The sequence below is a fragment of the uncultured Amnibacterium sp. genome (genome assembly GCF_964244015.1).
Lineage (GTDB): Bacteria > Actinomycetota > Actinomycetes > Actinomycetales > Microbacteriaceae > Amnibacterium.
The window spans coordinates 1-11,979 of sequence record NZ_CAXTHO010000094.1 but is presented as its reverse complement, the minus strand read 5'-3'; the positions used below and the strand labels follow the sequence as shown (position 1 = coordinate 11,979).

Annotated in this window: 15 protein-coding genes; 6 read left to right on the top strand and 9 right to left on the bottom strand. The window is 71.3% G+C overall.

What is annotated here, in order from left to right; genetic code table 11:
- Positions 1–306: 306 nt before the first annotated feature.
- The 4 genes from ACFE67_RS11000 to ACFE67_RS10985 form a co-directional block, all read right to left on the bottom strand.
- Complete coding sequence (locus tag ACFE67_RS11000; RefSeq protein ID WP_375406920.1) at positions 307–594, bottom strand: WXG100 family type VII secretion target; 288 nt, start codon at positions 592–594, stop codon at positions 307–309.
- Between the two features lie 49 nt (positions 595–643).
- On the bottom strand, positions 644–2,335 hold the full coding sequence (locus ACFE67_RS10995) for a sensor histidine kinase (RefSeq protein WP_375406919.1): 1,692 nt from the start codon (positions 2,333–2,335) through the stop codon (positions 644–646).
- Positions 2,336–2,399: 64 nt separating this feature from the next.
- Positions 2,400–3,095 (bottom strand): response regulator transcription factor, encoded by a 696-nt coding sequence (locus ACFE67_RS10990; protein WP_375389954.1) that lies wholly within the window; start codon positions 3,093–3,095, stop codon positions 2,400–2,402.
- A gap of 74 nt (positions 3,096–3,169) precedes the next feature.
- Complete coding sequence (locus ACFE67_RS10985) at positions 3,170–3,445, bottom strand: hypothetical protein (RefSeq protein WP_375406918.1); 276 nt, start codon at positions 3,443–3,445, stop codon at positions 3,170–3,172.
- A 116-nt stretch (positions 3,446–3,561) separates the two neighbouring features.
- On the opposite strand from ACFE67_RS10985, the gene ACFE67_RS10980 reads away from it, so the two are divergent.
- Positions 3,562–3,942, top strand: coding sequence for a cold-shock protein (locus ACFE67_RS10980; RefSeq protein ID WP_375406917.1), 381 nt, complete (start codon positions 3,562–3,564; stop codon positions 3,940–3,942).
- A gap of 2 nt (positions 3,943–3,944) precedes the next feature.
- Complete coding sequence (locus tag ACFE67_RS10975; RefSeq protein ID WP_375406916.1) at positions 3,945–4,490, top strand: DUF3027 domain-containing protein; 546 nt, start codon at positions 3,945–3,947, stop codon at positions 4,488–4,490.
- Between the two features lie 33 nt (positions 4,491–4,523).
- Here ACFE67_RS10975 and serC read toward each other — a convergent pair whose 3' ends face one another.
- On the bottom strand, positions 4,524–5,633 hold the full coding sequence (serC, locus tag ACFE67_RS10970) for a phosphoserine transaminase (protein WP_375406921.1): 1,110 nt from the start codon (positions 5,631–5,633) through the stop codon (positions 4,524–4,526).
- A gap of 102 nt (positions 5,634–5,735) precedes the next feature.
- On the opposite strand from serC, the gene ACFE67_RS10965 reads away from it, so the two are divergent.
- On the top strand, positions 5,736–6,428 hold the full coding sequence (locus ACFE67_RS10965; protein WP_375406915.1) for a metal-dependent transcriptional regulator: 693 nt from the start codon (positions 5,736–5,738) through the stop codon (positions 6,426–6,428).
- A gap of 61 nt (positions 6,429–6,489) precedes the next feature.
- Here ACFE67_RS10965 and ACFE67_RS10960 read toward each other — a convergent pair whose 3' ends face one another.
- Both ACFE67_RS10960 and ACFE67_RS10955 read right to left on the bottom strand, forming a co-directional pair.
- Entirely contained in the window at positions 6,490–6,954 is a 465-nt protein-coding gene (locus tag ACFE67_RS10960; RefSeq protein WP_375406914.1) for a PIN domain-containing protein, read from the bottom strand.
- Positions 6,941–7,144, bottom strand: coding sequence for a type II toxin-antitoxin system VapB family antitoxin (locus tag ACFE67_RS10955; protein WP_375406913.1), 204 nt, complete (start codon positions 7,142–7,144; stop codon positions 6,941–6,943). Before ACFE67_RS10955 ends, ACFE67_RS10960 begins: the two co-directional genes overlap by 14 nt.
- 245 nt (positions 7,145–7,389) lie before the next feature.
- Between ACFE67_RS10955 and ACFE67_RS10950 the strand changes: the two genes are divergently transcribed.
- From ACFE67_RS10950 to ACFE67_RS10940, 3 genes are all read left to right on the top strand, one after another.
- Complete coding sequence (locus tag ACFE67_RS10950; protein WP_375406912.1) at positions 7,390–8,169, top strand: C40 family peptidase; 780 nt, start codon at positions 7,390–7,392, stop codon at positions 8,167–8,169.
- Between the two features lie 385 nt (positions 8,170–8,554).
- Positions 8,555–9,052, top strand: a complete 498-nt coding sequence (locus ACFE67_RS10945) for an HNH endonuclease (RefSeq protein ID WP_375406911.1) — start codon at positions 8,555–8,557, stop codon at positions 9,050–9,052.
- A complete protein-coding gene (locus ACFE67_RS10940) occupies positions 9,049–9,999 on the top strand; it encodes a nucleoside hydrolase (protein ID WP_375406910.1) in 951 nt (316 codons plus the stop codon). Before ACFE67_RS10945 ends, ACFE67_RS10940 begins: the two co-directional genes overlap by 4 nt.
- A gap of 48 nt (positions 10,000–10,047) precedes the next feature.
- On the opposite strand, the gene ACFE67_RS10935 is transcribed toward ACFE67_RS10940, so the two are convergent.
- Complete coding sequence (locus ACFE67_RS10935; RefSeq protein WP_375406909.1) at positions 10,048–11,580, bottom strand: FAD-binding oxidoreductase; 1,533 nt, start codon at positions 11,578–11,580, stop codon at positions 10,048–10,050.
- A gap of 129 nt (positions 11,581–11,709) precedes the next feature.
- The coding region (locus ACFE67_RS10930) for a hypothetical protein (protein ID WP_375406908.1) at positions 11,710–11,979 on the bottom strand (270 nt) is incomplete at its 5' end.

Below are 11,979 nucleotides of genomic sequence, written 5' to 3'. Positions count from 1 at the left end.
TGCCCGGCCCGAGGGGGCCGGGCATTTCGTCGTTCAGGAGTGTGGATCCGCGAGCGGATCCACACTCGTGCCGTAAGGCGGCGCGCTGGACGCGCGCCACCTCCGGCTGTTGGTCATCCTCTGATCGAGGAGGCCCTTGAGCCTGTCTTGGGCGGTGTGCTGAGGCTCTTGGAGTGTCCACCCCCGACCTGGGCGGACGGCCGGTCGGTTCGGGGTGGTCTCGAGGCTCGCTTCGCTCGCACCTCGACCAGCGTGTGGGCGTGCTTCGCTCGCACCTCGACCAGCGTGTGCCAGCGGAGCGCAGGGTCAGCCGAAGAGCCTCGCGTTCGCCAGCTCGGTCTCGACGTACTGCTGGCCGGCGGCGCGCAGGGCGCGGTCGATGGATGCGAGCACCTGCTCGACGTTCACCTGCGTCGTGCGCCACTGCTGCACCACCCCTTGAAAAGCGACGGCGGCGGAGCCGGTCCAGACGCCCTGCAACGCCTCCAGCTGACCGTGCAGCGACGACACCTCGCCCTGCAGCCGGGAGACGGTGGCGGTGATCGCGCCCGCCGCGGTGTCGACCGCGTCGCTGTCGACGGTGAATCTGGTCATGATTGCCTCCTGTTCGGACGCCCGAGGAATCCCGGGCGGAGGCGTCACGCTAGGAGGCGGACAGCTGCCCCTCGCCGCGTTGCGGCTCCTGATCGGCTTCCGGCTCGTTCTGGCCGCTGGGGAGGAGCGGAAGCGTGACTCTGAAGGTCGCGCCGCCGCCGGCGGTCTCCGAGATGCCGATGGTGCCCTGGTGCGCGCCGACGATCGCGGACACGATCGCGAGGCCGAGTCCTGCGCCACCCGTGTCGCGGGTGCGGGAGGAATCGGCACGCCAGAAGCGCTGGAAGATCTTGTCCCTGACCTGCGGAGGGATGCCCTCGCCGTGGTCGATGACCTCCAGCACGGCGACACCGCGCGCTTTGTCGCCGTAGGTCGCGATCTCGATCGGTGACCCCTCCGGGGTGAACCGGATGGCGTTGCCGATCAGGTTCGCCAGCACCTGGCGGAGCTTGTCCTCCTCGGCGGCGACGATCGGCGGCGCGGTGCCGGTCACGATCGCTGCGGGCGCCTCGTCGGCGCTGTCGCGCGCCCGGCGTCGCGCACGCAGCAGGCGGGCGGATGCGAGGCGCAGCGAGCCGGTGACGCTCGCAGCCTCCGGGCTCACCGCCCCGCGACGGGACAGCGGGCTCGCGGTGGTCGTCGCTCCCTCGGCCTCGCTCGTGTCGTCGATGACCGGCCGGAGGATCTCGATCGCACCCGTCTGCTGCTCCGGGTCGTGCCCGATCACCCGGATCGGCCTGCTCGGCGCGAGTGCGCGGGCGTCCAACGCCGCATCGTGCGCGACCGGGAGCAGCTCGACGACGGTGCGCTTCAGCTCGCGGGCCTCGTCGAGCCGGGCGAGCGCGAGCAGGTCCGTGACGAGTGCGCCGAGCCGGATCGCCTCCCGCTCGATGCGGTCCATCGCCGACGAGACGTCCTCCCGCGACTGGAGGGCGCCCATCCGGTACAGCTCGGCGTAGCCGCGCACCGAGACGAGCGGGGTCCGCAGCTCATGGCTCGCATCCCCGACGAACCGCCGCATCTGGTCGATGGTCCTGGCCCGGTCGGCGAGCGCGCCGTCGATCTGGTTCAGCATCCGGTTCAGTGACCGGTTGAGCCGCCCGACCTCGGTGTTCGGCGACGTGTTGCCGAGCCGCTGCCCGAAGTCGCCGTCGGCGATGGCGGCCGCGGTGCGCTCGACCCGTTTCAGCGGTGAGAACGTCGAGCCGACCAGCACGCGCGTGAGCACACCGCCCGCGATCACGGCACCGATGCCGAACACGAAGAACAGGGTGAAGAGCTGGGCGATCAGACGGTTGATGCTGCCGAGCGGGGTGCCCAGCACCGCGATCGTGTCGTCGTCGAGCTGCTTCGCCGCCACGCGGAACGCCCCGACGTTGTCCTTCTTCACGAGGAAGGGCTTCTCGTAGGCGCTGATGTCCGCCTCGGAGATCGTGGGGATCGAGGGTGCGAACCGCTTCCACGCCGGGTTGGTCCTGATGACCGCACCGTCTCGATCCAGGTGCGCGAAGACGAACTGCGTCGCGGCGGAGTTCTCGTCGGTGGCGGCCGTCTCCGCCGTCACGGCCTTCAGCGTCTGGGTGATCTGGGTGTCCGCATCGGCGATGAGGTAGTCCCGGAGGACCGTCGTCGTGCCGAACCCGGAGGCGACCAGACCGAGCGTGAGCACGAGTACGGTGACGCCGGTGATCTTCGCGCGCAGCGAGATCCCGTTCCACCACTCTCCGATGGCCGCTCGCATGGTCGTGATCATCTTGCGCGGAGGAGGCGGTGAACGCGCTGCACGGCCTCCTCGCCGCAGCAGGTCAGACCTTCGCCGCCTTCAGCATGTAGCCGAAGCCGCGCTTGGTCTGGATGATCGGCTCGGCCGAGTGCGCGTCGAGCTTGCGGCGCAGGTACGAGATGTAGGACTCCACGATCCCGGCGTCGCCGTTGAAGTCGTACTCCCAGACGTGGTCGAGGATCTGCGCCTTCGACAGGACCCGGTTCGGGTTCAGCATCAGGTAGCGCAGCAGCTTGAACTCGGTGGGGGAGAGCTCGATCGCCTCGGATCCGACGGTCACCTCGTGCGTGTCCTGGTCCATGGTGAGCTCGCCCGCGCGGATCACCGCGTCCTCCTCGGCGTGCATCGTGCGGCGCAGGATCGCCTTGATGCGCGCGACGATCTCGTCGAGGCTGAACGGCTTCGTGACGTAGTCGTCGCCGCCGACGGTGAGGCCCGTGATCTTGTCCTCGGTGTCGTCCTTCGCCGTCAGGAACAGGATCGGTGAGGTGTACCCGGACGCCCGCAGCCGCTTCGTGACGCCGAAGCCGTTCATGTCGGGCAGCATCACGTCGAGGATGATCAGGTCCGGCTCCTCCTCCAGCACCGCGGAGATCGCCTGTGCGCCGTTGCTCACGGCACGGACGGCGAACCCGGCGAAGCGGAGGCTCGTCGTCAGCAGGTCACGGATGTTCGGCTCGTCGTCGACGATGAGGACGCGGGGCTGCTCTGAGGCCATGGGCGACAGTCTCTGCGCGCTGCCTGAGTACTTCCTGGTACTTCGTCGGGTGCGCTGACGGAGTGGAGCGTGTGTCAGCGGCGATTGCGCTGAGAGTGCTGCTCCCGCATCCGGCGCACCGCGAGCACGACGACGAGCGTTATCACGAGCAGCAGCCCGATCGGCAGCCCCACCAGGGGAAGCACCTTGAGTACGAGCAGGCCGCCGCTGCTGAACGCCGCGCCGGAGACCCCTGCGGCGGTGAGGACGAGCAGTGCGATGACCGACGCTGCGGAGAGCCCGATCACGGTGAACGCGAGGGTCGCCAGGACGCGCTGCGCGCGCGGCATCACCGGATCGACCTGTGCCACGGGCGGCGATCCTACCGGTCCCGACGCCCGCACCCTCCGTCGCCGGTAGGCTGGGGCGGCTCGAACCGGCCCAGCCCGGCCCGCCGCTTCCACGTTCCCGTTCTCACGAGGTCACCATGCCCACCGGCAAAGTCAAGTTCTACGACGACAGCAAGGGCTTCGGTTTCATCACCGCGGACGACGGCCAGGAGGTGTTCCTGCACGCCTCGGCGCTGCCCGCCGGTGCGGTCGTGAAGGCCGGATCGAAGCTCGAGTTCGGTATCGCTGCCGGGAAGCGCGGCACCCAGGCGCTCTCGGTGCGCGTGCTCGAGACCCCGCCGAGCCTGCAGCGCCTGCAGCGCCCGTCCGCCGACGACATGGCAGCGCGCACCGAGGACCTCATCAAGCTGCTCGACCGCGAGGGCGCGAACCTGCGACGGGGCCGCTACCCCGACAGCGCGCACGGTCAGCGGATCGCCGCCCTCTTGCGCCGCGTCGCCGAAGACTTCGACAGCTGACCGTGCCGGTCACGGAGGACGAACGGACGGCCCTCGCGCTCGTCGCGCTGAGCGAGATCACCGATCCCGCCGACGTCGGCGGGCTGCTGGGCACGGAGCAGCCGGAGCCCGGCGTCATCGACCTGCGGTTCGCCTGCACCCTGCCGGCGTACCCGGGGTGGTCGTGGGTCGTCTCCACCTCCGACCTGCCGGATCATGAGGCGACTGTGCTGGAGGTGGAGCTGCTGCCCGGCGACGGCGCACTGCTCGCACCCCCCTGGGTGCCGTGGACCGAGCGGCTCGCCGAGTGGCGACGCCAGCACCCCGACGAGCCCCACCCGGGCGAGGACTCGCCCGATGACGAGATCGACGTCGACGACGACGAGGTGCCCGACGACGAGGACGCCGACATCGACGAGGACGACCTCGCGGTCGACGACGACCTCGACGTGCTGGACGAGACGGAGCTCGACGGCGTGGACGACGACGACCACGACGAGCCCGACGACGACGATCTTGACGGCGACGAGCGCGAGATCCGCCCGGCCGACGAGGACCGCGGCCCCTGAGGAGCCGAGCACGCCGAACGGAGCGGCCGACGGTCAGGCGTGCTCGACCACGTACTCGATGCTCGCGATGAGCGCCTCGACGTCGGCCGGCTCGACGGAGGCGAACGTACCGATGCGCAGCTGGTTGCGGCCGAGCTTCCGGTACGGCTCGGTGTCGACGATGCCGTTGACCCGCAGCGTCGCCGCGACGGACGAGGCGTCGACGCCGTCGAAATCGATCGTGACGACGACGGGGGACCGGTCGTCCGGCTTCTGCACGAACGGGGCGGCGTAGTCGACCCCCTCCGCCCACCGGTAGAGCAGCGACGACGACGTCGCGGTGCGGCCCGCGGCCCAGTCGAGCCCGCCCTGCGCGTTCAGCCACTCGAGCTGCGAGTCCAGCAGCACCAGCGTGGTGAGCGCCGGGGTGTTCAGCGTCTGGTCGAGCCGCGAGTTGTCGAGCGCGGTCTTCAGCGACAGGAACTCGGGGATGTAGCGGTCGGACGCGGCGATCCGCTCGATGCGCTCGACGGCGGCGGGCGACACCAGCGCGAACCACAGTCCGCCGTCCGAGCCGAGGTTCTTCTGCGGCGCGAAGTAGTAGACGTCCGCCTCCTCGGCCGCGAACGCGATGCCGCCCGCGGCGCTCGTCGCGTCGATGACGGTGAGCGCGTCGGGCGCGGCGACGCGTCGGACCGGCGCGGCGACGCCGGTGGAGGTCTCGTTGTGCGGCCACGCGTAGACGTCGGCGTCGGCCACCGGGGCGACCTCGGCGCGGCTCCCGGGCGCGGCCTTCGTGACCGCGGGCGCGGCGAGCCACGGCGCGCTCGCCGCCTTCGCGAACTTCGACCCGAACTCGCCCCACGTGCCGTGCGCGCTCCTCCGCTCGATCAGGCCGAACGCGGCCGCGTCCCAGAACGCGGTCGAGCCGCCGTTGCCGACGACGACCTCGTAGCCGTCCCGCGCGCCGAGGAGCGCGGCGAGCCCCTGCTTCACCGATCCGACGAGCGCCCTGACGGGGCGCTGTCGGTGCGAGGTGCCGAGCACGGTGCGGGAGGCGGCGACCAGGGCATCGATCTGCGCGTCACGCACTCGCGAGGGACCGCAGCCGAACCGGCCGTCGGCGGGCAGCAGCGCTGCAGGGATCGTCAGGGTATGCGCCAGGTCCGTCACGGGAAGACGAGCCTACGGGCCCGCACGCGGGCGCGGGCCTCGAGTCGGCTCGCCCCCCGTACACTGAGCAACCGATCCGAGAGGAGTGCTGCCGTGACGGACCTCGTCGATACGACCGAGATGTACCTGCGCACGATCCTCGACCTCGAGGAGGAGGCGATCGTCCCGCTGCGGGCGCGTATCTCGGAACGCCTCGGGCACTCGGGCCCCACGGTCTCGCAGACGATCGCCCGCATGGAGCGGGACGGCCTGGTCATCGTGTCCGGCGATCGGCACCTCGAGCTCACGACCGCCGGTCGCATGAAGGCAGTGCACGTGCTCCGCAAGCACCGCCTCGCCGAGCGGCTGCTCAGCGACGTGATCGGACTCGACTGGGAGTTCGTGCACGAGGAGGCGTGTCGCTGGGAGCACGTGATGAGCGAGCAGGTGGAGGACCGGCTCGTCGAGATGCTCGGGCACCCGACCGAGTCGCCCTACGGCAATCCCATCCCGTCGCTGGACGACCTCAGCGTCTCGCCGTCCCTCAAGTTCCTCGACGGCGTCGTCTCCCTCGTGCCGCATGTGCGGGCGCACGGCGGTCCCGTCGCCGTCGTCATCCGCCGACTCGGTGAGCCGGCGCAGTTCGACCCCGAGCTGCTCGGTGAGCTGAAGGCGACCGGCGTCCTGCCGGGCGCGACGGCCATGGCCTCCGTGACGCCGCGCGGCGTCCGCCTCGAGGTCGACGGCTTCGACGACGCGCTCGACCTCCCCGCCGAGGTCGCCGTGCACGTCTTCGTACAGCGCTGACGCGCGCACGGCTGAAGGACCCGTTCCAGGACGTGTCCTGCTCTGCCCGCTCAGGCGCGGGTCAGAGCGTGCCGCGCGGCACGATCCATCGGTGCTGGAAGTCGGGGCGGACGGCCGCGATGTGGTCGAAGTCGCTGTCGTAGTGCACGACGGTCGCTTGATTGGCGATGCCGTACGCGGCGATGAGGGTGTCGGTCGCGCCGACTGCACGGAGGAGACCGCCGTTCCAGAGTGCGTTCTGCAGCTGCAGCACCTCCGCACTGGTCGGGGCGGTGGGGCAGTCGACGAATCTCGTGACGTACTGAACCAGGCGGGTGTGGTCGGGGCCCGAGCGGGCGCTGTACCCGTATTCGACCGCCGCGGGCGGGCAGATGTAGACCGCGGTCGGATTGGCTCGCGTCACCAGTGTCCGAAACGCCTCGACGACGGCATGATCCGTCGAGAGGCGGCTCCAGACGCTGTTGTCGATCAGGAAGCGCGGCGATGCGCCAGGGTGCACTGGTGCCGCGCGGTCAGGCCGCGCCATAGCGGATGGGCTGCGGGTCGACGTCGATGGGCAGGCCAGCCAGCTCGTCGATCGCTTCCAGCTGGTGTCGACGCATCACCGCATCGCGCAGCGCCAGATCGATCGCTTCCCTGTTGGTCCGCACGCCGTAGGCCCGCTTGGCCTCGTCGAGGACCTGCTTATCGATGTCCACACTCGTGACGGCCACCACGACCCCTTTATATAGAGAACGGGCTCACAGTGTATGTGGGTGGATGCAATCTGTCACCCGTCCCGACCAGCGCGATCCTTCGACTTCGAGTCGAAGGTCGCTCCGCGCGTCGCGCGGGTCGAGTGTGAGCGTTTCGTTACCGTGACACTGCTTTCGGGGGCAGGACGCCTCCGGTTCGAGTTGCGCAGGAGGTGCACGTGGGCGGAACGCCGGGTATCGACGAATCGCGGACGTCCGGACGTCCGGTGAGCCGGACGGCCCGCACCGGTGAGGGCCATCGGCCCGATGCTCGCCGCGTCCACCGGGCCGCCCAGCCGGTCCCCTCCACGCCGACGCCTTCGGCGCCGCGACGTCGCGCGGCGTCCCGGGTCGTGCTCTCCGCACTCGTGATGGCGTTCGCCACGGGCCTGGTCGCGACCCTCGCTCTGCCCTCCTACGCCGTCGATCCGCACACGATCGGTGACAACGTGGTGGCCGGCCGGACCGTCACCGACGACGGCGAGCAGCAGTTCGCGGCCGGCACCGAGATCGTGGCGGCGAAGGCCGACCGCGACACCTTCGCGGCCACCTCCTCCGCGACGCTGCTCCGCCGCGACTACGCGAGGCAGTTCACGTCGTACTCGGGCCCCAGCGCCGAGGACTACGTGAAGGCCTACGCCTCCAACCCGGCGCGCCCGCCGTTCAGCCTCGACGCGGTCTACAGCACGGCGCTGCAGTACATCGGGGTGCCCTACGTCTTCGGCGGCGCCGACCCGAGCGGCTTCGACTGCTCGGGCTTCGTGATGTTCGTCTACGCGCAGTACGGCGTGAGCCTGCCCCACTCCGTGCGCGCCCAGGACGCCATCGGGACACCGATCTCGGAGGCGGACGCCCAGCCGGGCGACATCGTCATGTTCGACGACGACTCGCACGACGCCTTCTACGCGGGCGACGGGATGATCCTGCACGCGCCGTACCCGGGGGCCAGGGTGCGCGTGCAGAAGCTCTGGACGAGCGCGGTCCACTTCGAGCGCTTCGGCATCTGACCGCGGCTGCAGCACCGCCGGCGTGTGAACGCCTCGTTACGGTCGGGTTCCACATTCCGGGATCGTGCGTGCGCGGTCGTACGCGTCCTTTAGCCTGGCGATCGAGACCCCGGCGGAAGGATCGCAGTGACGGGTGGCAGCAGGTGGGGACGGTCCACGTCCGCCGGCCTGCTCGGTACCCGTCACAGCAGCGTCGATCAGCGACGACGCTCCATACCGTCAGCGGTGCGTGAGAAGCAGGGTGTCGTCCGTCGGACGGCGCCCTTCTTCGTCACCGGGCGCCCATCGCCCGCTGGCCGCATCGGAGTCGGCGGCACCCGCCGGCGGCTCGGCGCCGAGAACGAACCCCTGCAAGCCGTGCAGGCCGCTTCGAGAGGAACGCTCCATGCGAACCCTGGTCCTGAACGCCGGATACGAGCCCCTCGCGGTCGTGTCCTTCAAACGTGCGCTCGTGCTCGTGCTGAACGGGAAGGCGACCGTCGTCTCGGCGGATGACAGCCATCCCGTCTTCGCGGCCTCCGGCGCGTGGCAGCGCCCCAGCGTCATCGTCCTGACCCGCTACGTGCGCATGCCGGGGCTACGCCGCGTGCCGGTCACGCGTCGCGGGGTGCTGCGGCGGGACGAGTTCCGGTGCTGCTACTGCGGCAGGGGCGCGACGACGATCGACCACGTGCTGCCCCGCTCGCGCGGTGGTGCGGACAGCTGGGAGAACCTGGCCGCCTGCTGCCTGGCATGCAACAACACGAAGGGCGACCGGACGCCCTCCGAGATGGGGTGGACCCTGAGGACGACGCCGAAGATGCCGCACGGCACGACGTGGCTGGTGCGGGGCGTGGAGCGCCCGCAGGCCGACTGGCACGCGTACCTGGCGACCGCTGCATGAGCGGCGCGCCCTGGTACCTGGACTGCGACACCGGCGTCGACGACGCGCTGACCCTCGGTCTGCTCGTCGCGCAGGGGGCCGACCTGCGGGGCGTCGGCACGGTCAGCGGCAACCTGGCCGCAGCCGGCGGCGCTCGGAACACGCTGGACCTGCTCGCGCTGATGGGCCGGCCCGACATCCCGGTCGCCGTCGGCGAGCACGATCCGATCGGCGGTGTGTTCGACCCGACCGAAGGCGCGAAGGTGCACGGCGTGAACGGGGTCGGCGAGATCGTGCTGCCTCGGGCCGGAGAGCCCGTCGACGAGTCCGCGGCGGACATGCTGATCCGACTCGCGCACGAGCACCCGGGATCCCTGCGGGTGCTCGCGATCGGGCCGCTCACGAACCTCGCGCTGGCGCTCGAGCGGGACCCCGCGCTGCCGTCGCTGGTCGCCCAGGTCGTGATCATGGGCGGCGCGGCCTCGGCGCCGGGGAACGTCTCCGCCGTCGCGGAGGCGAACATCTGGAACGACGCGGTCGCCGCGAACCGGGTGTTCTCCGCCTCCTGGCCGATCACGATGGTCGGGCTGGACGTGACGATGCACGCGCGCTTCGAGGAGTCGCACCGCGTGGCCCTCGCCGCGGGCGGTGCGTCGCCGCAGGCGCTCGCGGCGATGCTGGGCGTGTACTTCCAGTTCTACACGCCGATTCTCGGCCGCCCGTCCTGCGCCCTGCACGATCCGCTCGCGGGGGCGATCGCGCTCGGTCTGGTCGTGCCGACCCTCGCTCCGGTCGTGCCGGTCGAGATCGACGACACCGCCGGTCCCGGCCGGGGGCAGACCCTGGTCGACCTCCGCGGTCGGTTCGTCGGCTATCCGCTGCAGGCGGGCGCGCGCCACACCGTGGTGCTCGAGGTTCCGGAGGGCTTCGGCGACGCGTTGCTGGAGGTGCTGCTGCGCCTGCCCTGAGCCGGGCTCCCGCGGTCCGCTCGGCGGGCACGATCAGCGGATCGGCGATCACACCCAGTGCGGCTGCGCGAACATGCCGTGCGGGTCGGCGTCCTGCGCGATCCGGTGCAGCCGGGAGGTGTTGACGCCGAAGTACGCGGTCGGATCGGTGATGCTCGCGTCGCAGTAGTTCGCGTAGGCCGAATCACCCCAGGCTGGCCGCATCGCCGCCCGGAACCGCCGCACGAACGCGTCGTACGGTGCGGGATCCGCGCCGTCGCGGAAGGTGGCCGTGTACTGCGCCGTCCACAGTGCCGTCCGCCACGGGAACGCCGTGTCCGTCGTCCCCAGATCCCCGACGGCGCCACCGAGCGCGTCGAGAGCGACCCCGCCCTCCGTCAGTCCGGCCACGGTCGACGCCCTCTCGACCTGGCCGAGCATCGTCCCGATCTGCGCGGAGGTGAGCTGCCGCGTCCCGATCGACGAGCTGGCCGCCTCCGAGACGCGCGCGCCGTTCCCGGCGTACCTGCGCATCGCGTCGCCGTAGCTCGTCGCGGTCGCCGTGTGGCTGAGGGGCGTCGCGCCGGTGTCGCGGACGAACCCGTCGACCGAGGCGTCGGCACCGGTCTTCGCTCCCGTCCAGGTCCCGATGACCGCGACCCGGGGGCCGGACGGGTGCAGCGATCCGCCGAGCAGCTTGAGCGAGGACCACAGCTTCCGGTCGGCGGCGGGCGCCCACCGCTGCCATGCGGCCACGACGGCTGCTGCCGCCGACCAGGGGAACACCACCTCGAACATGAGGACGTCCGGAGCGGCCTGCGTCCGGAACGTCAGTGAGGTGACCACGCCCACCGTGCCTCCGCCGCCTCCACGGCACGCCCAGAACAGATCGGGCTCAGCGCGTGCCGACACCGCGTGCACCCGCCCGTCCGCCGTGACGAGCGTGGCTGCGGTGAGCTGGTCGCAGGCGAGCCCGAACGACCGCACCAGCACCCCGAGGCCGCCGCCGAGCGTGAGGCCGCCGATGCCGACCGTCGCGCACGACCCGGCGCCGATCGCCCGCCCGGCCCCGGCGAGCTTCTCGTACACGTCCAGCAGCCGCGCGCCGGGCCCGATGGTGACGGAGGCGCCGTCCGGCTCGATCTCGATCGAGTTGAGGTCCGCGGTGCTGATCACGAGCGACCTGGGCACGCCCGTGCCGGCAGCGCCGCCGGCAGACCAGCCGGTGTAGGAGTGCCCGCCGGACCGGAGCGCGACGGGCGTCCCGGTGGTCCGCGCGAAGGCGAGCCCCGCGACGACGTCCCTCGGGCTCGCCGCGCGGAGGATGCCCAGCGGGTCGGCGTCGTCGAACCGGGGATCGCGCAGCACTCGCGCCGAGTCCCATCCCGGCGACCCCGCTCGCAGGAGCGCGCCCGTCGTCGCGGCGCCGAGCTCGCTCCACGAGTTGGGCCCGGAGGGGGCCGTGGTGCTGGAGGCGGGCCCGGATGAGCGCGCGGAGGGCGTGGGCGTCGGCGAGATGTCCGTGCAGGCGGCGAGCACCCCGGCCAGCCCGATGCCCGCACCCGCTGCGAGAAGGGACCGGCGGGTCAGACCATGATCCATGACGCCCCCATCCCCGTCGACCAGTGCCTGGACGCTACGCCGACCGTGCGACAGAGGGCGGGTCGGCGCTGCCTGGCATCCGCGATGGCTGGAGTGATGCGCTGAGCATCGGGGTGACCCGCCCCGGCGTCAGTCGGGCGTGCAGGCCTGCAGCTGCCAGATGAAGGGTGTCCGCCCGGTCGACTCGATCATGATCGCGGTGATCACGGTGGAGGACCGTGCGGTGAACTCGGCGTACTGGGCCGGCCCCGACGATGCAGCGCCGGCGCCCACCGCGACGACCTGGACATCGGAGCCCGTTCTCGTTCCGGAGGCGAACCAGCTCCAGTTCGCGTCCCGCGTGAGATGGATGGCGAGTCGGAAGCGCGTCCCGGTGGGGCGGGCGCCGGTCTCGCCCGC

Excerpts from the sequence above, each read along its gene's own strand:
- ACFE67_RS11000 (WP_375406920.1), bottom strand. The coding sequence starts at position 594 with ATGACCAGATTCACCGTCGACAGCGACGCGGTCGACACCGCGGCGGGC.
- ACFE67_RS10995 (WP_375406919.1), bottom strand. The coding sequence starts at position 2,335 with ATGCGAGCGGCCATCGGAGAGTGGTGGAACGGGATCTCGCTGCGCGCG.
- ACFE67_RS10990 (WP_375389954.1), bottom strand. The coding sequence starts at position 3,095 with ATGGCCTCAGAGCAGCCCCGCGTCCTCATCGTCGACGACGAGCCGAAC.
- ACFE67_RS10980 (WP_375406917.1), top strand. The coding sequence starts at position 3,562 with ATGCCCACCGGCAAAGTCAAGTTCTACGACGACAGCAAGGGCTTCGGT.
- ACFE67_RS10960 (WP_375406914.1), bottom strand. The coding sequence starts at position 6,954 with ATGGCGCGGCCTGACCGCGCGGCACCAGTGCACCCTGGCGCATCGCCG.
- ACFE67_RS10945 (WP_375406911.1), top strand. The coding sequence starts at position 8,555 with ATGCGAACCCTGGTCCTGAACGCCGGATACGAGCCCCTCGCGGTCGTG.
- ACFE67_RS10940 (WP_375406910.1), top strand. The coding sequence starts at position 9,049 with ATGAGCGGCGCGCCCTGGTACCTGGACTGCGACACCGGCGTCGACGAC.
- ACFE67_RS10935 (WP_375406909.1), bottom strand. The coding sequence starts at position 11,580 with ATGGATCATGGTCTGACCCGCCGGTCCCTTCTCGCAGCGGGTGCGGGC.